Genomic DNA, 18942 nt, shown 5'->3' with positions numbered 1-18942 from the left:
TCGGTGTACCAGGGCCTTGGACGCCGGGAGCTCTCGACCGGCTCCACCGCTGGTCGCGAAAGCTGATCACGAACGTTCCGGGCCGATCGCCGACGGTCATTGCCGATCATGAATACTCACGGAACGACCAGGCGAGGGAGCGAGCGGCGGTATGGGCGAGTCCTTGTGGGGCGGCGACGAGCTGGACCTCGACGGCTACCTGGCACGCATCGGATGCACGGGCACACCGCGGGTGGACCTGGCGACGCTCCGGGCGGTGCACCGGGGGCACGTGGCCGCCTTCCCGTTCGAGAACCTGGAGATCCTGCTCGGCCGCCCTGTCCTGTTGGACGTTCCGGCGCTGCAGGACAAAATGGTGAAGCGCCGTCGCGGGGGCTACTGCTACGAGCAGAACCTGCTGCTGGCCGCCGCTCTCGACCGCATCGGCTTCTCTTTCACCGGCCTCGGGGCACGGGTCCGCATGGGCAGCGACAAGCAGCGCGCCGTCACCCATATGGCGCTCAAGGTCGAGGCCGATGGCGAGCAGTGGCTGTGCGACGTCGGGTTCGGCGGCGAGGGGCTGCTGGAGCCGCTGCCGCTGCGGGACGGGGTACGGGAGCGCCAGGGGGACTGGACGTTTGGAATCGAGCGTGAACAGAAGGACGTACGCGTCCTGCGCACGCTCCACCCGGAGGGTTGGTCGGACCTCTACGCGTTCGGTCCGGAGGAGCGGTTCCCCGTCGACTACGCCGTCATGAACCACTACATCTCGACGCACCCGCGCTCACCCTTCGTCTCCCGGCCCGTAGTGCAGCAGACGGAGTCCGATCACCGGCGGAATCTGGTCGGCACGGTCCTGACGCGCGCTCGGGCCGACGGCTCGCGTGACGCGTGCGAGGTCGGGGTGGAAGAGTTGACGGATGTGCTGTCTCGGGAGTTCCGGATCGAGCTGGGCGCGGCGGACGCCGAGACGCTCGCGCGGGTGTACTCCTCCGGTACGTGATACGCGCCACGGCCGGGGCCGTACGATGGCGCGGTGCTGGTCAAGTGGATTCGCTGCACCGTGGTGGACCGCCGCGGGTTCGAGCGGGGGCAGCGGAAATGGGCGGGGTTGCTCGGTGAGCCCGGATTCCGGGGGCAGGGCGGCGGCTGGAGCCGTGGGCGTCCGCATGTGGCGCACCTCTTCGGCTTCTGGGAGAGCCGCGCCTTCTACGACTCGTTCATGGCGCGCTCGCACGACAGACTGGCGGCCTCCCAGGTCGGCACGTACAAGGACATCCAGGTCCGGCTGTTCGAGCACCGCTTCGATGTGAAGGTGGGTTTCCGGCCGCAGTTCTCGGACGCCGACGTGGTGCGGTTCGCCCACTGCCGGATCCGTGCGGACCGGGTGGAGCACTTCACGCACATGCAGGAGAAGGTGTGGAATCCGGCGATGGCCGGGTCCCCGGGAATGCTGCGCGGCGTGTTCGGCGAGGCGCCCGGCCAGGAATTCCTGGTGCTGTCGATGTGGAACTCCGAGGCCGAGCACGGCAAGTACCGGACCGAGCGCGTGGAGCGGCTCGCCCTGCGGGCGCAGACCGAGGCGGACGTGGCGGCCATCGCGGGCGACATCGTCGCGATAGAGCCGTCCTGGACGGTGTGACCGCCCGGCCCCGCACGCTCCGGGGCCGGGCGAGCAGTGCCCGAGAACACGACCCCGGCCGGGGGCCGTGATCTCCGGCTGGTCCCGGACCGGCGCGGCGGGTGGCCGGTACTCGATCTAGGGTGGCGGCATGTCACGGCCCCGGCGCATCGTTCTCATCCGACACGGAGAGTCGGAAGGAAACGTCGACGACACCGTCTACGAACGGGAACCCGACCATGCCCTGAGCCTGACCGAGAGGGGCCGCAAGCAGGCCGAGGAAGCCGGGGTGCGGATGCGTGAGCTCTTCGGGGACGAGCAGGTCTCCGCCTATGTCTCGCCCTACCGCCGCACCCACCAGACCTTCCAGGCCCTCGGGCTCGACCCGCGCCTCGTCCGGGTCCGCGAGGAGCCGCGGCTGCGCGAGCAGGACTGGGGAAACTGGCAGGAGCGCGAAGACGTACGCAAGCAGAAGGTCTACCGCGACGCCTACGGGCACTTCTTCTACCGATTCGCCCAGGGCGAATCGGGCGCGGACGTCTACGACCGGGTGGGCGCCTTCCTGGAGAGCCTGTGGCGCAGCTTCGAGGACCCGGCGCACCCGCCGAACGTCCTGATCGTCACGCACGGCCTGACCATGAGGCTGTTCTGCATGCGCTGGCTGCACTGGACCGTCGCCGAGTTCGAATGCCTGTCGAACCCGGGCAACGCCGAGAGCCGGGCCCTGCTGCTCGGACCCGACGGCCGGTATCACCTGGACCGGCCGTTCGAGCGCTGGTGCACCCCCGAATCGTACGGCTTCACCGGTTAGAGTTCGCTGCGATGACCGCTGACCGATTCCACCGAGCCCTGGGGAGCCTGCGAGGGCTGGCCGTGGGCGACGCCCTCGGCTCCCAGTTCTTCGTCCCCGACAACTATCCCTCCCTCAAGCGTCGCGAGCTGCCGCCCGCCCCCTGGCAGTGGACCGACGACACCGAGATGGCCTGCTCCGTGCTGGCCGTCCTCGCCGAGCACGGCCGCATCGACCAGGACGCCCTCGCGCGCTCCTTCGCCGAGCACCACGACTTCGACCGCGGCTACGGTCCGGCGGTCAACCGGATGCTGCGGCTGATCAGGGAGGGCGGCGACTGGCGTGAGCTGGCCGCCGCGCTGTTCAAGGGCCAGGGGTCCTGGGGCAACGGCGCCGCCATGCGCATCGCCCCGCTGGGCGCCTGGTACGCGGACGACCCCGAGCAGGCCACGCACCAGGCCGAGATCTCGGCCTACACCACCCACCAGCACCGCGAGGCGGTCGCCGGGAGCATGGCCGTGGCCGCCGCCGCGGCGATCGCCGCCGACCCGGCGGGCTCCGTCGACCCGGGCGCCCTGCTGGACGGCGTAATCGCCCTCGTGCCCCGCAGCGCCGTGCACGCGGGGCTGCGCCGCGCCCGCGACATGCTCGACTACGGGGACCCCACTACCGTCGCGGCCGTCCTCGGCTGTGGCCGGCGCACCAGCGCCCACGACACGGTGCCCTTCGCGCTGTGGGCGGCGGCCCGCCATCTCGGTTCCTTCGAGGAGGCGTTCTGGACGACCGCGCAGGCGGGCGGCGACGTGGACACCACCTGCGCGATCGCCGGCGGCGTGGTCGCGGCCGGGGTGAGCGGTGCCCCGCCCGCCGACTGGCTGCGGCAGACCGAGGACCTGCCCGACTGGCTGCCGGCCGCCGCGCGCTGAGCTGACGGGCGGTAGTGGGGGCGGCGCACCGCGTGCCGCCCCCGGGGCGTACGCTTACAGCGTCATGCCGTACGAACCGCCTACCCACAGCGTCGAGCGCTCGCTCCGCGCCACGACCGGAGCCAAGATCGTCGCCGGTGTCGACGAGGTCGGCCGGGGCGCCTGGGCCGGTCCGGTCACCGTCTGCGCGGCCGTCACGGGTCTGCGTCGGCCGCCGGACGGCCTCACCGACTCCAAGCTCCTGACGCCCAAGCGGCGCACCGCGCTCGCCCAGCAGCTGGAGAGCTGGGTGACCGCCCACGCCCTCGGTGACGCCTCCCCCCAGGAGATCGACGAGCTGGGGATGACGGCGGCGCTGCGACTGGCCGCGTGCCGCGCCCTGGACGCGCTGCCGGTGCGGCCCGACGCGGTGATCCTCGACGGCAAGCACGATTACCTCGGCGACCCCTGGAAGGTCCGCACGGTCATCAAGGGCGACCAGTCCTGTGTGGTCGTCGCCGCCGCCTCCGTGATCGCCAAGGTCCGGCGCGACGCGATGATGGCGGAACTGGGCGTCGACCACGCGGACTTCGGTTTCTGTGACAACGCCGGATACCCCTCGCCGGTGCACCGGGCCGCTCTGGAGGAGCTGGGCCCGACTCCGCACCACCGGATGTCCTGGGCCTACTTGGACGCGCTGCCGCGGTGGCAGCACCTCAAACGGCCCCGCATCAGCCCCGAAACAGTCGCCTTGGAGGCCGGAGGCCAGATCGGCTTCGACTTCTGAGCGGCCCTACGGCCACCCGCCGATGCGACCCGCACCGGCGTTTGATAAACATCAACTCATGCCTCTCATCCCCGAGGAGCCTCAGATTCACGAGAGTGTCCCGGGTCCCCGCGCAGTTCCCACCGCCGGCCGGACCACGCAGACCCCCCGACCCGTCCCTGGCCCCGGCCCCCGCCCCGTCCCGGCGCGACCCGGAAACCCCGGCTCGAACCGCGGACCGGTCCCCGCTCCGCGCAGCCCGCGCGAGACGGTGGCGGACGCCCCGGCCGCCGCCTCGATACCGGCGCAGGCTTCGCGGCCCGCCCCGGCGGCCGCCCCGCAGATCCAGCTGATCCCCGCCTCCGTGCAGGGCGCCTTGGACGCGGCGGACGAAGCCGTCGACCTGCTGCTCGACACGGGCCGCGCGCCCGGTGAGATCCTGGTGCTCACCACCGGTGATCCGCACCCCTGGGCGGCGCACGAGCTGTCCTTCGGCGAGGCGTCGTACTGGGCGCAGCACGACGCCGGAGACGATGTCTTCTACGCGGGTGCCGACGCGGCCCGTGCCACGACCCGCCCGGTCGTGGTCGTCGCCGTCAACGGCGGCACGGACGCCGCGGTGTCCGGCGCGCTGCCCGCGGCGCTGGCTCGCGCCGGTGCGCTGCTGATCGTCTGTGGTGACCCGCAGCGGGTCAACGCCCTTCTCTCCACGGGCGTCTAGCGTTCGAACCCGTCGGCCACCCCGCCCCGTCGAGGAGGCGCCGGTGGCCGACGGATCCGTGGTCGCGGGGACGCGGGCGCGTCGCCGGGTGAACCGTCCGGCCCTGCCGTGCGAGGCCGTGGCCTTCAGCGGGCCGCCGTATGGCGGTGCGCTTCGGGTGCTCCGCCGCCGGACCTCAAGCGTGCCGCCGAGTACGCGGGGGACCGCGGCTGACGCCCGCTGCGACCCTCCCCGAGGATCCGCCACCCGTTGCGGGTCAGTGTGATGTACGCGCCGCAGCGCAGCCCGTGCAGGGTGCACGCGTCACGCAGCCCCCACATCCAGGCGCCGTCCTCCCGGGTCCAATGACCCCCGCCCTCACGGCAGTAGAGCAGCACGGCCGTGCGGATCGGGGTCCTGCGGCGCAGATCGTGCGGGATCACCTGGCGTAGCTGGGTGAGGAGCGCGTTGCGCAGCTCCCATCCGTCGGCCGCGGCCTGCTGTCTGACCACGGAGGCGCTGGCCGCGAGCCGTTCGTCCGGACCCAGGACGGCGATGACGGCCGTCGACGGTGTCGGCGCGTGGCGGTCGTGCAGCCCGGTGACGACCTCGCGCGGATTGCGCAGCAGAGGGATCCCGGCAGCGGCCCACTCGGCGGGTTCGAGCAGCCGGGCCAACCGGGAAACGGAATCGGCGGACGGCGGTGCGGCGAAACCGAAGGCCACGATTCTCCCTTCGTCTGCGCGCCCACGGCTCGGGTGGGGCGTCAGGCGCGGGCGCGCACCACGACAGCCGTCCCGGCGAAGCCGTGGAGGCGGGAGCGGGGGGCCGGTCCCAATTCTCGCGGCCGCACCAGTCACCCGGCAACGATCAATTGGCGCCACCGACCGTTATCGGGCGGTCCGTCGTGTATATTCCCGCCGCTTGCCCGCGCGCACGGTGGCGGTTCACCCCTGAACCGCCAAGACCAGCGGGAACACCTCCCTGGCGCCGGACCGGCGCAGCAGCCTCGCGGCCACGGCGAGGGTCCATCCGGTGTCGGCCATGTCGTCCACGAGCAGCACCGGCCCGTCCGCCGACGCGAGCGCCTGGGCGAGCGCGGGGGGCACGGTCAGCGCCCCGTCGAGCGCCCGCAGGCGCTGCGCGCTGTTGGTGCGCGGCAGCCGGGTGTCCGTCGCCGCGTCCCGGTATTCGACGGAGCCCAGCAGGGGCATCCGGCCGATCGTGGCGATGTGGTGGCCGAGGGACCCGATCAGCTGGGGACGGGTGCGGGAGGCGAGGGTGACGACGCCCACGGGACGGGACGGGGCGTCGGGGGCGCCGGACGCCCAACCGCCGGGCCCCTTGGCCCAGTCGGCCAGGACGGTCACCACTGCTTCTGCCACATCGTCCGGAATCCGACTGTCGGGCGTCTGCGGGGCGAGCAGCGGTCGCAGCCGGTTGCCCCAGCCGATGTCGGAGAGCCGCCCGAGGGCGCGTCCGGCAGCGGCCTGCTCGCCCGCCGGGATACGGCCCTTGAGATCCACGCCCACGGCGGACATCCCCGTCGGCCACATCCGCCGCGGCTCGACCTCGACACCGGGGCGGCCCAGTTCGCCGCGCGACGCGTCCAGCGCCACGCTGGAGACCTCGGCGGTGAACCTGGCACCCACGCAGTTGTCACACCGCCCGCAGGGAGCTGCTTGCTCGTCGTCCAACTGGCGGCGCAGGAACTCCATCCGGCACTCGGTCGTGGTGGCGTAGTCCCGCATCGCCTGCTGCTCCGTCTCGCGCTGCCGCGCGACCCACGCGTACCGCTCGCCGTCGTAGGCCCACGGCCGGCCGGTCGCGGTCCAGCCGCCCTTGACGCGGTGCACCGCGCCGTCCACGTCGAGGACCTTGAGCATGGTCTCCAAACGCGAGCGCCGCAGCTCGACCTGCGGCTCCAGGGCGGGAAGGGACACGGGCCGGTCCGAGGCGGCCAGCACGTCCAGCGTGCGGCGCACCTGATCCTCCGGAGGGAAGGCGAGCGAGGCGAAGTACTTCCAGATCGCCTCGTCCTCACGGCCCGGGAGCAGCAGGACTTCGGCGTGCTCGACGCCGCGGCCGGCGCGGCCCACCTGCTGGTAGTAGGCGATGGGGGAGGAGGGCGAGCCCAGGTGGACCACGAAACCGAGGTCGGGCTTGTCGAAGCCCATGCCCAGGGCGGAGGTGGCGACGAGTGCCTTGACCCGGTTGGCGAGGAGGTCCTCCTCCGCCTGCTGCCGGTCGGCGTTCTCCGTCTTGCCGGTGTAGGAGGAGACCGTGTGCCCGCGCCGGCGCAGGAACGCCGTCACCTCCTCGGCGGCGGCGACCGTGAGGGTGTAGATGATGCCGGAGCCCGGCAGGTCGTCGAGGTGGTCGGCGAGCCAGGCCAGCCGGTGGGCGGCATCGGGGAGCCGCAGGACGCCGAGGCTCAGGCTCTCCCGGTCCAGCGGTCCGCGCAGCACGAGCGTTTGAGCGGCGCCCTCGCCCGTCCCCAGCTGCTCGGCGACGTCGGCGGTGACCCGGGCATTGGCGGTGGCGGTCGTCGCGAGGACGGGCACGCCCGGGGGGAGGTCGGCCAGCATGGTGCGCAGCCGGCGGTAGTCGGGCCGGAAGTCGTGGCCCCAGTCGGAGATGCAGTGGGCCTCGTCGACGACGAGCAGGCCGGTGGCGGCGGCGAGCTTGGGCAGCACCTGATCGCGGAAGTCCGGATTGTTGAGCCGCTCGGGGCTCACCAGCAGCACGTCGACCTCGCCCGCGGCGATCTCGGCCTGGACGGTGTCCCATTCCTCGACATTGGCGGAGTTGATCGTGCGCGCGTGGATCCCGGCCCGCGCCGCGGCCTCCACCTGGTTGCGCATCAGGGCGAGCAGCGGCGAGACGATGACCGTCGGGCCGCTGCCGCGCCCGCGCAGCAGCGCGGTGGCGACGAAGTAGACGGCCGACTTGCCCCAGCCGGTGCGCTGCACCACGAGCGCGCGGCGGTGCTCCGCGACCAGGGCCTCGATCGCGCGCCACTGATCCTCACGCAGCTTCGCCGTCCCCGTGGTGTCCCCGACGAGGCGGGCCAGGACGGCGTCGGCCGAGGCGCGGAGATCTTCGTTGCTCATGCCCCCATGCAACACGAGCCCACTGACAATGCGCGAATGGGGACCGTCGGCCTGTGGAAAACGCGGCAGACCCAGCACACGCCGAAGGCCCGGAAACGCCGCGTCCACAGGACTAGTAGGACAATATGCGGGAGTTATCCACAGGCCTGGCGAACCTTGACAAGTCCGCGGGACTCTCGGGCCATGACCAAGCGCGATGAATCAGCCCGCCCGTCCACCTCGTCCGCCACCTCGTCCGCCGCCTCCGCCACGCCGTCCGGCGCGCCGGCCTCGCCGGCGGAGGAGCAGATCAGCCTCCGCAGCCCGGCCGAGCTGGCCGACGCCCTGCCGTACCTTCTCGGCTTCTTCCCGGACGACAGCGTCGTCATGGTCGCGCTGCACGGCGAGCGCGGCCGCTTCGGCGGCCGGCTCAGGCTCGGCATTCCGCGGACCCGCGAGGAATGGCCGGAAGTCAGCACCCAGCTCGCCGAGACCCTCATCGCGGGCAGCAGCAAGCGCGGCGCCCGGCCCGACGGCATCGTCCTGTTCCTCTGCCAGGACCCCGGGGCCGGGGAGACCGCGCGGGACGTGATGGAGCGGCTCCATCCGCTCGCCCAATGCCTGCGCCTGGCCTGCGGAGGGCTGGACGTACCGGTGTACGAGGCGTTGTGCATCTCCGACGGCCGCTTCTGGTCCTCCCTCTTTTTTGCGGCACTCCCCGTGTCCCGGCCCAATCTGTTGCGGGTGGAAGGCGTTCAGCAGCAGGCGCTCGGCGTGGATTAGTGGCGTGAGTCTCATTCTGAGATCAGCCGGGACTGCTGATGGTGGTCACGTCGGGGGCGGGGCAGGTTCGTGACCTGCTGGTGTGACCCCTCGCTGAGCTGTCGCCGGAGGCGCTCGATTTCGAGGTGTAGCGCGGCCAGCTGCGAGACCGCACGTTGCCGGAAACGAGTCAGCTCCTCGACCTCGGTGTCACGCTCGGCCAGCCGCCGCCGGAGGCCGGAAGCGTCCTCCTTGAGCCGGAGGATCTGGGCCTCGCGAGGGTCAGGGATGGTGCCTGCTTGCTGAAGAAGGTCACGCCTGCGGGTGAATTCCTCGGCCAGGTGCTGGAAGGGGCCGGGGTGTCCTTCCTTGCCGTAGAACCCGGTGCGGTTCACACCTGCCTGGGCGGCGAGCGTCTTGAGGTCGCAACGCCCACCAGGCGGGATCTCACCTCGAAGGAGGCGGTCCATCGCGGCTCGGACGCGGTCTTCGGCTAGCTGCCGTTGTTCGTCAGTGGTCCGCATGGGACTCCTCGTCCGGCGTTCGGCCGGAGGCGTTGTCGATCTCGTCGAGGACGCGCTGTGCCCGGTCGAGTTCGGCCTGGAGGCGGATGCGCTCGCCCTTCTGGGGGCGACTGAGAGAACCGAGAAAGATCGTGGTCTGGGAGACCGCCTCGGCCCAGACCGGCCGGTGACCGGGATGGTGGGTGGCCTGTGGGCATCGCGCGGAGTCACACATTCCCGCCAGTGGCTTGCGGGCGTTCGGGGTGCCGGCCAGTTTCAAGCACAGGGCCTTGCTGGGATCGGCGAACCAGCAGTAATTCGCGCTGCTCAGGTGGAGAGTGTCGGCTCGTTTCGCCAGAAGGTTTCGGACGTCCTGGTCACCGGAGCGGACGTGGGGTGAGGCGGTTGTGTGCTGGGTGATCTGGTCGTCGACGTGGGCGAAGAACCTGATGAGGTCTTGGGCTCCGGGGCCGGCTGGCATGATGCCTTGCTGGTAGTGGCGGAACTCGGCGAGGGCCAGGGAGGTGTTTCGGTCCTGTTCATGCAGATTGATCTCGGCCAGGAGCTTGGCCTGGGCGCCTCCGGGCCGGGCGGCGTAACCCTCTGTTGTGACTACCGACACATGCTTGAGGGCGATCTTCGCCGCCAGCATCCCGTTAGGCCGGTAGGCCACTTCCATGGCGAGAGTCCGCCGCAGCATCCGCAGGTTGACCTTCCCTTCCGGGATCGGGGCGAGGCCCAGGCGGCGGCCCCCGGCTCCGTTGACCCAGGCCCGGAGTGAATTGGCGTATTCCCAGGCGAACGCGCCGAACAACGACTCACCGCATCTCGGGTCGTCGTGAAGGTCTTCCGCGAGGGCGATGGCCTGATGGACCTCCTTGAGTACGATCCACTCGTCGGCGACCCCGCCGAGTTCCTTCCCCTTGATGATCTTGCTGGCGAGGCTGTGACGGACCATGCCGGGGGCGGTTTCCAGGGTGCGTCGGCAGCCGATCAGCAGTTCGCAGAGCTCACTGCGCCGCATGCCGGAGACCAGTGCAGTGATCACCAGCGTCGCCTGTCGGGCCATGCTCACGAGTTCCAAGACCTCCCGCGTGTGCAGGGGGACTGTCCAAGGGACCAGTTCCTGGGTGTCGGCGCGGGGAACGGCCGGGGCGTCCTGGCCCCATGGCTTTGCCAGGCCGACGGCCCGAAGCGTCTCCTCGGCATGGGTGCGGAGTGCGGGGGTGAGCATGGCCGAGCGGAACTCGCGGCAGCCAGCCCGGGTCGCCAGAGCGGTGAGACTCACCCGGATCAATGGATCCTCCGGGCTCCAGCCGGCGGAGAGCCGTGTCTGGAGACGGCAGTCGGTCAGCTCGACCAGGGGTTCCCGGCTCAGGCGGTGCTCGTCCAGGGCGAGGGAGAGGTCTGTGTGGGTGGGGCGGCGCCGGAACGGCCCGCCCTTGCGGGGAGGACGGTCTCTGACCTGGTGCAGCAGGCTGGTCAGGTGCGGGCCGAGGCTGTCGACGATGTAGAGGCAGGCGGCCAGCAGCGGCTGCAGGATGAGTTCCGGGACGGGTTGGGTTTTGTTCTCCGCGGTTTTCGGCGAGCCGGCAACGACCGAGGGACTGGCGAAGCGCCAGGGCTCAAGATCGGGCTCGTAGCGATCACTGCTGAACAGGTCACCGTAGAAGGCCAGATCCATGATCGTGCTGACGAGCGTCTGCTTGGATCCCGCGCTGGCATCGCGCAGACGCTGCCCGCGCTTGTCGCGGATGGTGCTGCGTAGGGCGAGGTAGCGGTCGCAGTGCTCCTGCGTGACCTCCCGCAGGCTGGTGATGCCGTGTTGGGAGAGCCAGTTGAGCCAGCCGAACAGGGTGAACTTCAGCCGGCTGCAGGTCCCCAGTGCTCGCGGTGTGCGGTAGGCCCGGGCCAGGTGGGCGACTACGGGGTGGGTCGGAGCCCAGCAGGCAAGCAGGAATTCTTTGGCGACCAGCCGCCAGCGCGGGTTGGTGATCTCCGTGAAGTCCCAGACCAGCTCATAGCGGCGAAACTGCTGGGGCCGTCCCTGGATGCCTGAAAGATCCCATACGTCGTCGTCGAAGCGGGGTCCGGTGAACCCGTTGGCCTCGGTCCAGCCGGCTTCCCGGAAGACATCCGCCCCTGCGAAAGGCGAGATCGAGGCCAGCGCCAGGCCGGGGGCATGCTGTCCGATCACGCGGTTCGCTCCTCCGGCCGCAGGGGCAGTTCGTCGTCGGTGTCGGTCACCTGTGTGGCGGCCGCCGTCACCACGACAGGGTCGAAACAGTCCAGGACCTGTGAGACGCGCTGGGCATAGGGGCTGAACACGGCCATAAAGTGCTGGGCCGGCATCTGCCGCCACTGGCGGCTGAAGAATGCCTTCAACCGCAGCAGGTTGCCCGCGTGTCGCGGGGCGAAGACGGCCAAGGGGCAGAGCAGGCAGACCCAGGGCCGGGCCGGGCAGGGCTTGCCCTTCGGGCCGTGCAGTCCGGAGAGCTGATCCGCGCAGGCCGCGACGAAGACGTCCCGTTCGCCGCCCACCAGTTCCTCGATCACCGCGTCCTCCAGCCGCAGCTGGGCGATGACCTGGGGATAGTCGCGCGCGAGCGCGACGGTCGCCTCCTCGGTCAGGACCGTGGGAGGTGAAGCCCGGCGAAGAAGATCACCCTGGGCCTCCTCGATGACCTCTTCAACCGCCCGGAGCTGGGATTTTGTCGGCGCAGACAGGTAGTTGTCGCCCTCGACTCCCGGAGTGTGGTTCGGGTCGATCGTCGCCCGCGGGCTGCCGGACCAGGTCCGGCGGTCTCGGTGGGTGTGAAAGGTGGTGCGGATGCGCTGGCGGTGGACTGGCAGCGGGGCGCCCGCATCGTCTCGCAGCTCGTGCCTGATAACCCAGGCCCGCACCGACGGATCGGAGACCCGCCCAGTCTCGAACGAGCCGGGGCTGTTGAGGATGTCCCGCAGCCAGAGCACGGAGCGGTCTTCTTCCGGGGCCAGCGAGCGGAGAAGAGCCGAGTGTTCGAGCCAGCGCTCCAGCAGGCGGACTGCGTTGCGAGGCAGATTCAGGCTTTCCCGCGAGGTGCGGCCCTTGATGTAGGTGAGGATCGCTTCGGATCCGCCCGCCCAGTCGATGTCCTCCAGGCTGAGCCCGTCGATGCCGTCGGGCACGACCCCGCTGTAGGAACCGAACAGAAGCTGGTAGGAGATCACCAGGTCGGTCTGGGGAAACAGGGCCGCCCGGCTTTCGGCGAGCGGCCGACGGACCTGCGTGGCTGTCTGGTTCGAGACTCCGAGGAATCGCAGATGGGGGTAGGCCAGCGGCCCGTGGTGGGCCAGGAGCCAGTGCAGATTGTCTCCGGACCACACCCCGTTTTCCAGCGGAGAGGAACCCCGGCAGGCGGCTGCCCGGGCCGCGGCGTGGGCGGCGAATGCGGCGCGGACCCGGCGGCGGCAGAGGGTGATCAGCCGGTCCCACTCGGCTTCGCTATAGGGGGCGTAATTGCCCCGCTGTTCGGGCTGGTTGAAGGTCCGGCCCTCGGCCATCGCCCGGACCGGCCCGGGAAGCCTTCCCCGATCCTCGTCCCATGCCTTCAGCAGGGCCTTGGTGTGCAGTTCGGTGATCCGCTGGGAGGCCATCCAGAACTCGACCAGATGAGTGCGGGAAAGATCGGCGGCGCCGCCCGTGAAACCGCGGGCGTCCAGGAACAGCAGCAGGTGCCGGGCGGCGATCAGGTACTTGTCGATGATGCTCCGGGAGGCCAGCCGTCCGTGTGGATGGATCAGGTTGACCATGCCCGTCATCAGGTCGGCGGCCAGGCCCCGGCAGCCGACCTCCGGCATCAGGCCTTTCCGCTGAACGCCCTCCGCGGTGGTGTAGGCGATGCCGATGGGGTCGTGAAGGGTGGCTGCTGTCACCACAGGTCCTCGTCCTCCTCGTCGAATTCGCCGCGGGCTTCCCGCTCGGCCGCAGCGTCGCCGACCAGCCCGTAGTCGCGTCCGGCTCGGTCGTAGGCATCCCGGTAGATGCGGGTCATGTCCAGACGGCGAAGGTACTTTTCCGTGGTCAGGACGCTCGAGTGACCGAGCAGATCGCGCAGGACCATCAGCGGGTCGGCCTTGGCCAGGTAGAGGGCCAGCCCCGCTGACGCATCGGTGTCCTTCACCAGCTGTGCGGCCTGCTGGTAGTAGCCGCCCACCAGTCGGGCCAGGGTCGCCATCGAGAAGGTGTGCCGGAGCCGGTGCGGGTGGATGTGCGGGAACCTGGGCTCGAACCGTTCGCGGATGCGGTCCGCGGTCCGTGAGAAGACGGTGGGCCAGGCCGTGAAGGGCCCGCCGTCCGACTTGACCGCCAGCAGCATCGATCCGCCGTCGGGAGCCACAAGTCGCCGGCGCTCGGACGGTCGCAGTTCCTGCCAGGACAGCCGGCGGCCGTTGATCCGGCCGCCCCACTGATCGGCTTCGGTCACCAGCAGCGGCGGACCCCACCGCTCAGGCGGATGCCACCCCGAACCGTCCGCAGCCAGGGCCCGGTCCAGTTCCCGGTATTGGTGCAGGTTCGCCAGGGTGGTGTAGGGGATCCACGACGTGCGGAACTTGCGGCCCTTAGCGATGCCGGACGGCACTGGGAATGGAATCGGGAGCGTGGTCGGCTTGGCCGGAAGTGGCGGCAGTTCGACCGCAAGGTAGAACGTGAACTCCTGTGACCGCAGCCCGGTGTCCAGGGCGGCGCGGCCGACGGCGCCGTTGCGGGCCAATTCCCGGCCCCGGAAACGCTCGTCCTCCCCGTCGGGACCCCTGCCGTGTAGGCCACGGACGAACAGCTCCGTGAAGTCGTCCTCCAGGTATTTGATCGTCACGTGCGGCTTCGGCACCCGCCGGACCGCTTGGTTCACCGGCCGGCTGGCGACCTGGTCGGCGAAGAAGAGAGTGGCCTGCCGGTAGGTGAATGGCTCCGCCTGCGCGTGCCCCTCTGCCACGGCCCACCGGTAGAAGAGCGCCAGGACGCTCACGTGCTGGTTCCACGTCGTCGCCGCGAGACGCACGTCCAAGGGGCCGCTGCCACGATGCACCGCGTACGAACTGAGGGCGGACTTGAGCTGACTCCTGTGATCGAACAGTCCGGTCCCATGGTCATTCAGAAAGACTGCCCAGTCCCGCACTGCCCGGGCATAGACACGCCATGAGCCCGGCTCGGGGCAGCCGCTCGACGGCAGCTCGCGTAACCACTGGTTGACGGCCACCAGCGGCCGGGGCGACTCGGGGCCGTCCTCGAACCGCAAGTCGTTGTCGACGAGGACAGGCATCCCCTCAGGGATCAAGGGCTCATGATCAAGTCCCCACTCTTCCCAACCCGCCGGCTTGAAAAACACCAGCTCCACAGGCGTTGAGCGTAGATGCTCATCCGCTCAGGCTGCCCGGCACCTGTTGGGCTTCACCCAAACGAGAAGTGTGGGCAGGATTCGAGCCAGGAGCCCCAAAGTCCGTGTGATTAACCGGCCTTGGTGGCGCCCTTCGGGTCGCCGGAAGGCTCTGTAGGAACACCGAAAGTAGAAGCCTGAAGCCTCTTGGTGACGCCTCGAACGTACTTCCTGACCGCCTCGACGATCTCTTCGTCGGAAGCTCCAGGCAAAGAGCGGACGAACAGCTGCCGGGTCACCTCATGGCTGAGCAAACGCTCGACCTTTTCTTCTTCCTCAGCCGAGAGTCGCACCGGGAGACGCTTCAGTAGCTGGCCCATGGCTTCAGGCTACTGCCCCGTTCGTTAGTACGACATTCAGGCGAGGCAAAATGGGCACGCCCCCTTTGCGTGACCGAAGATCGTCTCGTCGATGTAGGTGAGCGTCTCAATCCTGCAGGCCCGCTCGCGGTCGTTGGCGAGGTAGACGGGGTTCGTCTGCCAATGCAAGTCGTAGAAGATCTTTCGGAAGTGACTCCGCGTGTCCTCCTCGTCGCGTCCATGGATCTCGTGGAAGAAGCTGCAGATCAGGGCCTCATCTGGGAGGCCCCAGAACTCGAAGGCGTCACTCATTGGGCACCTTCCCCTTCGGCTCTCTGTGGAAGAGCCACCAGGCCAACCCCCTCCGTCTCACCCTGAGTGGATCTTTATTGAAGAGCCGCCGCATCTGTTCCGCAACCAAGAGTCCAGCTGCCGAACCCACCACCGCAGGCACCAAGATCCAGCCGACAAAACGGATCGTGATCGCCCACGCCTGCTGGCCCGGCCGCAGAGGGTGAGGAGGGTTGAAAGGATTCAAGTACCCGATCATGAACTGAGCCGCACATTCGAAAGACTCAAGGGAGCAGCTGGCGGCCAAGTACAGGACGGTCACGGCCACAAAGCCCCAGACGCCGCGCTGCCTAAACCAGATGAAGAGGGGCCGCTTCCACCACCTGTAGAACCACTTCGCCATCTTGTGCCGGAGCCGGTTCGAACCGGGGGGCGGCCAAGTCGGCTGATCAGTGTCCACGACCACAAGCTAGGTGTACGAGCCGACTTTCGCCTTACAGCTGAGGGGGCTGGGTGAATCAACCGAGGACCCAGTTCGCCTCTCATCGAGACACAGCAGAAGCGCAAGAGAAAACTGCTGCCCCGACGCCCGTTGCTGCCCACCGGAAGGCACGCCACTGGCAGCGCCCGGCACGTCGGTCATGGCGGCGGCCGCCGCCTACGCCGGCATCCAGGTGCGCGGATCCCTGCGCCAGATGGAAGCCCGGCTCGCACCGCTCACCGGCCCCCCGGCCGAGGAACAGGAACGGGCGCTGGACGCGGCCGCCGTCGACCTCGTGCCCCGCATCCTCCGAGGGACGGACTGCGAGACCGTGCGCGAGGAGACGATGGGCCTGGCGCGGCTGGTGCTGGACCGACTCCACGCCGCACCTCCGAACCCCCGGCGGCCGGAGGCGGACGCCCAGGACGACGCCCTCCTCGCCCACGACGAAGCCGCCGCGATCATCCTCGGGCTCCAGGACCGCACCACACGGGACCAGGCGGCGGAATGGATGGAGGGCCCCCTCGCGCCCACGGTGCTGCGCCTTTGGCGCGCCCTCGCCCGGCGCTGTGTGTCCTCGTACGCCGAGCACGCGGCCGCGCCGCTCACGCTCGCGGGCTGGGTCGCCTGGTCCACCGGCGATCAGCCGGAGGCCCGGGTCGCGTTGAGCCGCGCCCTGGCGGCCGATCCCGAGTATCTCTTCGCCCAGCTCCTGCACCGCGCCTGTAACGAGGGCATGGACCCGGAGCCCCTGCGCCGCTGTCTGCGCCGCGAGCGCGCCGACCGTGCCGTGCACGCCGCCGCGCACGCTGAAGCGGACCGAGTCGGGGGCGCGGACGCGGAGGGTGGCGCCCGGGGCGTGCAGCAGGCGCCCCGGGTCAGGCGGCGCCGTCGCCCGCCCCTCACCGGCGCGGCCGAAGCCGGTGAGGGCAACCGGACGGCCGGTCCCCTCAGGAACGCCGGGAGCCTTCGTCCCACCGGCCCCGGCGGAGCGAACGGGCCCGCCGGTAAGGCCCGGGCGCGGCGCCGCAGCGGGCCCCGAGGGGCTCGTGGCCGGCAGTGATCAGGGTGTGGGGCGGGGGGCACCGTGACTTACGTGGCCCCCGCGCCGTTCACCTAGGTGGCCCCGCAGCCGTCCGTCGCCCGGTCGCGACGTCCACAGGGAGCGCAGACACATGCAAGGCAATGTCCCCCATGGTCATCCGACCCTGACCCCGAGCCCGACCGCGGGCTCCGCCGCGACACGCCGCCCGCCCCCCACCCCACGCCCGGGGCTGGGACGCGCTCACGGGCCGCAGCCCGTGCACGGCGCACTGATCTGCGTGGCGCTGCCCGCTCTCGCGATCTCCGGCGAGGACGGTCAGCTGACCGGGCACGGACTCGACGGGTTCTACCGCGCGGGGCGGCGGCTGCTGGCGCGCTGCCGGGTGCGGGTCGCCGGAGCGGAACCGGTGCCCGTGCAGGGGCGGATGCTCGCCGCCGACCGGGCCCGCTTCGTGGGCACCGTGCGGACCGTCGCCGACTCGGGGCCCGACCCGGCCGTCACCGTCGAGCGGCTGCGGGACGCCGAGGGAACCGAGCGGATCACCCTGCGCAGCACGGCCGCGCGGGCGTTGAAGCTGGGCGTCGAGGTATCGCTGGGCACCGACCTCGCCGAGCTCGGTGCGGTCGCCTCGGGTCTGGCGGGACCCGAGGTTCCCGCCGCGGTGCACGCCTGCGGGCTGCGCTGGTCGGCGGCGGGGACCCAGGTGACGGTCACCGCCGACCCGGCGCCCGGGGACTCCCTCGCTTCGGCCGGGCTGCTGTGCTGGGAGCTGGAGCTGCCGCCCGGCGGCACTCGGAGCATCGAGCTCCGCGTCAGGCTGGAGCTGCCCGGACGGGCGCGACCGGCCGAGACCGCGGCGCCCCGGGGCCGCGGTGGCACCGCGCCCTGGGGCGAGGCGGCGGCGGAGGGCGACGACCCGCGGACGGCGGCCCTGTTGGAAGCCAGCCTCGACGATCTCCGCGCGCTGCTGGTCCGCGATCCGGGGCAGCCCGCCGACGTCCACCTCGCCGCGGGCGTCCCCTGGCGCTGCGGTCACCTCGCCCCCGCCGAGGCGCTGTGGGCGGCCCGGATGACACTGCCCCTGGGGGTCCGCCTCGCCGCGGGGACGCTGCGCACCCTGGCCCGCGCGCAACTGCCCGGGCCGCACGGGGACGGCGGTCGCATCCCCGGGGCGCTGCGGCACGCGGGAGCGCACCTGCCGCCCGGGTGCACGGGCGTCGAGGCGACCTTGCTGTTCCCCGTGGTCCTCGCCGAGGCCCGGCGATGGGGGCTGGCCGAGCGGGAGACCGAGGCCCTGCTGCCGGCCGCCGAGCGGTGCCTGGGGTGGCTGCGGACGGCGGTGGGGGAGGGCGGGTACCTCGCGGACCCGGTGCCGGGCGGGCCGTACCGCTGCGAGGTGCAGGCGCACGCGCACCGTGCCGCGTTGCTCGGCGCGGATCTCCTGGAGGCGTACGGCCGTCCCGGCGCGGAGCGGTGGCGGGACTGGGCGGGCGAGCTGCGGCGCCGCTTCCGGGACGACTTCTGGGCCGAGGACCCTGGCGGCGGGCGTCCCGTCGCCGCCCGGACGCCGGACGGGCGGCGGATACCGCATCTGGGATGCGCCGCCGCGCATCTGCTCGACACAGGTCTGCTCGGAGCCGGTGACTACGCCCCGGGGCTGCTCGACAAGGTGCAGACCGAGCAGTTGGCCAGGCTGCTCGGCGGGCCGGCGCTCGACTCGGGCTGGGGGCTGCGCAGCCTCGGGGCGAAGGAACCCGGGCACAATCCGTTCGGGCACCGCAGCGGGGCCGTGCGGGTCCATGAGACGGCCGTGGCCGTGGCCGGGCTGGCGGCCGCCGGTTTCGAGAAGGAGGCAGGAGGGTTGCTGCGAGGCACCCTCGACGCGGCCGAGGCCTTCGGATACCGACTGCCGGAGATGTACGCGGGGGAGCAGCGCACCACCGGCAGCGTGCCGCTGCCGCACCCGGCGGCCTGCCGTCCCGCCGCTGTCGCCGCGGCGGGCGCGGTCCAGCTCCTGACCACCCTGGCCGGGGTGCGCCCCGACGTGCCGGCGGGGAGCGTGGCGGTCCGCCCGCCACGGACCGCACCGCTGGGCGCCCTGCGGTTCACCGGACTGCGGGTCGCCGACCAGCCGTTCGCCGTGCGGATCAGCAGGCTCGGTCTGGGCATGGTCGAGGAAGCCGCCGACGGTCTTCAGCTGGGGGTGTGAGCGGGTGCGGGCCAAGCTGTCCGAAGGGACGTTGGTGAGCAGTGAACAAGACCCTGTTTATCGTCAAGCAGACGACTATGAT

Annotated in this window: 17 protein-coding genes and 1 pseudogene; 9 read left to right on the top strand and 9 right to left on the bottom strand. The window is 71.0% G+C overall.

What is annotated here, in order from left to right; translation table 11 throughout:
* Positions 1-151 precede the first annotated feature (151 nt).
* The 6 genes from FHS38_RS29255 to FHS38_RS29230 all read left to right on the top strand — a co-directional run bounded on the left by FHS38_RS29255 (position 152) and on the right by FHS38_RS29230 (position 4782).
* On the top strand, positions 152-982 hold the full coding sequence (locus FHS38_RS29255) for an arylamine N-acetyltransferase family protein (protein ID WP_184738626.1): 831 nt from the start codon (positions 152-154) through the stop codon (positions 980-982).
* Positions 983-1015: 33 nt separating this feature from the next.
* Positions 1016-1621, top strand: a complete 606-nt coding sequence (locus FHS38_RS29250; RefSeq protein WP_184738624.1) for a YdbC family protein — start codon at positions 1016-1018, stop codon at positions 1619-1621.
* Positions 1622-1751: 130 nt separating this feature from the next.
* Complete coding sequence (locus FHS38_RS29245; RefSeq protein ID WP_184738622.1) at positions 1752-2411, top strand: histidine phosphatase family protein; 660 nt, start codon at positions 1752-1754, stop codon at positions 2409-2411.
* Between the two features lie 11 nt (positions 2412-2422).
* Entirely contained in the window at positions 2423-3316 is an 894-nt protein-coding gene (locus FHS38_RS29240) for an ADP-ribosylglycohydrolase family protein (protein WP_184738620.1), read from the top strand.
* Between the two features lie 64 nt (positions 3317-3380).
* The gene (rnhB, locus tag FHS38_RS29235) at positions 3381-4082 is read left to right on the top strand and encodes a ribonuclease HII (protein ID WP_184738618.1); all 702 of its coding nucleotides are present in this window, start codon (positions 3381-3383) and stop codon (positions 4080-4082) included.
* A 58-nt stretch (positions 4083-4140) separates the two neighbouring features.
* On the top strand, positions 4141-4782 hold the full coding sequence (locus tag FHS38_RS29230) for a hypothetical protein (protein WP_184738616.1): 642 nt from the start codon (positions 4141-4143) through the stop codon (positions 4780-4782).
* 125 nt (positions 4783-4907) lie between these two features.
* On the opposite strand, the gene FHS38_RS29225 is transcribed toward FHS38_RS29230, so the two are convergent.
* Positions 4908-5486, bottom strand: a complete 579-nt coding sequence (locus tag FHS38_RS29225) for a hypothetical protein (protein ID WP_184738614.1) — start codon at positions 5484-5486, stop codon at positions 4908-4910.
* 222 nt (positions 5487-5708) lie between these two features.
* The gene (locus FHS38_RS29220; protein WP_184738613.1) at positions 5709-7874 is read right to left on the bottom strand and encodes a RecQ family ATP-dependent DNA helicase; all 2166 of its coding nucleotides are present in this window, start codon (positions 7872-7874) and stop codon (positions 5709-5711) included.
* Between the two features lie 125 nt (positions 7875-7999).
* Here FHS38_RS29220 and FHS38_RS29215 point away from each other — a divergent pair.
* A pseudogene (locus FHS38_RS29215) lies at positions 8000-8549 on the top strand (DUF4192 domain-containing protein); the annotation flags it as partial.
* Positions 8550-8647: 98 nt separating this feature from the next.
* Here the strand turns inward: FHS38_RS29215 and FHS38_RS29210 are convergent.
* The 7 genes from FHS38_RS29210 to FHS38_RS29180 all read right to left on the bottom strand — a co-directional run bounded on the left by FHS38_RS29210 (position 8648) and on the right by FHS38_RS29180 (position 15585).
* Positions 8648-9139 (bottom strand): hypothetical protein, encoded by a 492-nt coding sequence (locus FHS38_RS29210; protein ID WP_184738609.1) that lies wholly within the window; start codon positions 9137-9139, stop codon positions 8648-8650.
* Entirely contained in the window at positions 9126-11315 is a 2190-nt protein-coding gene (locus tag FHS38_RS29205; RefSeq protein WP_229822795.1) for a site-specific integrase, read from the bottom strand. Before FHS38_RS29205 ends, FHS38_RS29210 begins: the two co-directional genes overlap by 14 nt.
* Positions 11312-12958: a hypothetical protein gene (locus FHS38_RS29200; protein ID WP_221495482.1), complete on the bottom strand. Its 1647-nt coding sequence runs from the start codon at positions 12956-12958 to the stop codon at positions 11312-11314. The genes FHS38_RS29205 and FHS38_RS29200 overlap by 4 nt, the downstream gene beginning before the upstream one ends.
* Before the next feature lie 71 nt (positions 12959-13029).
* Positions 13030-14496: a site-specific integrase gene (locus FHS38_RS29195; RefSeq protein ID WP_308433592.1), complete on the bottom strand. Its 1467-nt coding sequence runs from the start codon at positions 14494-14496 to the stop codon at positions 13030-13032.
* A gap of 110 nt (positions 14497-14606) precedes the next feature.
* Positions 14607-14855: a hypothetical protein gene (locus FHS38_RS29190; protein WP_184738605.1), complete on the bottom strand. Its 249-nt coding sequence runs from the start codon at positions 14853-14855 to the stop codon at positions 14607-14609.
* Positions 14856-14891: 36 nt separating this feature from the next.
* Positions 14892-15146, bottom strand: a complete 255-nt coding sequence (locus FHS38_RS29185) for a hypothetical protein (protein ID WP_184738602.1) — start codon at positions 15144-15146, stop codon at positions 14892-14894.
* Positions 15139-15585, bottom strand: coding sequence for a hypothetical protein (locus FHS38_RS29180; protein WP_184738600.1), 447 nt, complete (start codon positions 15583-15585; stop codon positions 15139-15141). The genes FHS38_RS29185 and FHS38_RS29180 overlap by 8 nt, the downstream gene beginning before the upstream one ends.
* A gap of 13 nt (positions 15586-15598) precedes the next feature.
* On the opposite strand from FHS38_RS29180, the gene FHS38_RS29175 reads away from it, so the two are divergent.
* Together FHS38_RS29175 and FHS38_RS29170 are read left to right on the top strand one after the other, a co-directional pair.
* On the top strand, positions 15599-16669 hold the full coding sequence (locus FHS38_RS29175) for a DUF4192 domain-containing protein (RefSeq protein ID WP_184738598.1): 1071 nt from the start codon (positions 15599-15601) through the stop codon (positions 16667-16669).
* A gap of 112 nt (positions 16670-16781) precedes the next feature.
* Positions 16782-18860, top strand: coding sequence for a glycogen debranching N-terminal domain-containing protein (locus tag FHS38_RS29170; RefSeq protein ID WP_184738596.1), 2079 nt, complete (start codon positions 16782-16784; stop codon positions 18858-18860).
* Positions 18861-18942 lie beyond the last annotated feature (82 nt).

Origin of the sequence: Streptomyces netropsis (assembly GCF_014203545.1) — a bacterium.
Taxonomy (GTDB): Bacteria; Actinomycetota; Actinomycetes; order Streptomycetales; family Streptomycetaceae; genus Streptomyces; species Streptomyces netropsis.
This window is presented reverse-complemented; position numbering and strand designations above follow the sequence as displayed.

What these genes read in the sequence shown, in the direction of transcription:
- FHS38_RS29255 (WP_184738626.1), top strand. Translation starts at nt 152, where the DNA reads ATGGGCGAGTCCTTGTGGGGCGGCGACGAGCTGGACCTCGACGGCTAC.
- FHS38_RS29245 (WP_184738622.1), top strand. Translation starts at nt 1,752, where the DNA reads ATGTCACGGCCCCGGCGCATCGTTCTCATCCGACACGGAGAGTCGGAA.
- FHS38_RS29240 (WP_184738620.1), top strand. Translation starts at nt 2,423, where the DNA reads ATGACCGCTGACCGATTCCACCGAGCCCTGGGGAGCCTGCGAGGGCTG.
- rnhB (WP_184738618.1), top strand. Translation starts at nt 3,381, where the DNA reads ATGCCGTACGAACCGCCTACCCACAGCGTCGAGCGCTCGCTCCGCGCC.
- FHS38_RS29230 (WP_184738616.1), top strand. Translation starts at nt 4,141, where the DNA reads ATGCCTCTCATCCCCGAGGAGCCTCAGATTCACGAGAGTGTCCCGGGT.
- FHS38_RS29220 (WP_184738613.1), bottom strand. Translation starts at nt 7,874, where the DNA reads ATGAGCAACGAAGATCTCCGCGCCTCGGCCGACGCCGTCCTGGCCCGC.
- FHS38_RS29210 (WP_184738609.1), bottom strand. Translation starts at nt 9,139, where the DNA reads ATGCGGACCACTGACGAACAACGGCAGCTAGCCGAAGACCGCGTCCGA.
- FHS38_RS29200 (WP_221495482.1), bottom strand. Translation starts at nt 12,958, where the DNA reads ATGCCGGAGGTCGGCTGCCGGGGCCTGGCCGCCGACCTGATGACGGGC.
- FHS38_RS29190 (WP_184738605.1), bottom strand. Translation starts at nt 14,855, where the DNA reads ATGGGCCAGCTACTGAAGCGTCTCCCGGTGCGACTCTCGGCTGAGGAA.
- FHS38_RS29185 (WP_184738602.1), bottom strand. Translation starts at nt 15,146, where the DNA reads ATGAGTGACGCCTTCGAGTTCTGGGGCCTCCCAGATGAGGCCCTGATC.
- FHS38_RS29170 (WP_184738596.1), top strand. Translation starts at nt 16,782, where the DNA reads ATGCAAGGCAATGTCCCCCATGGTCATCCGACCCTGACCCCGAGCCCG.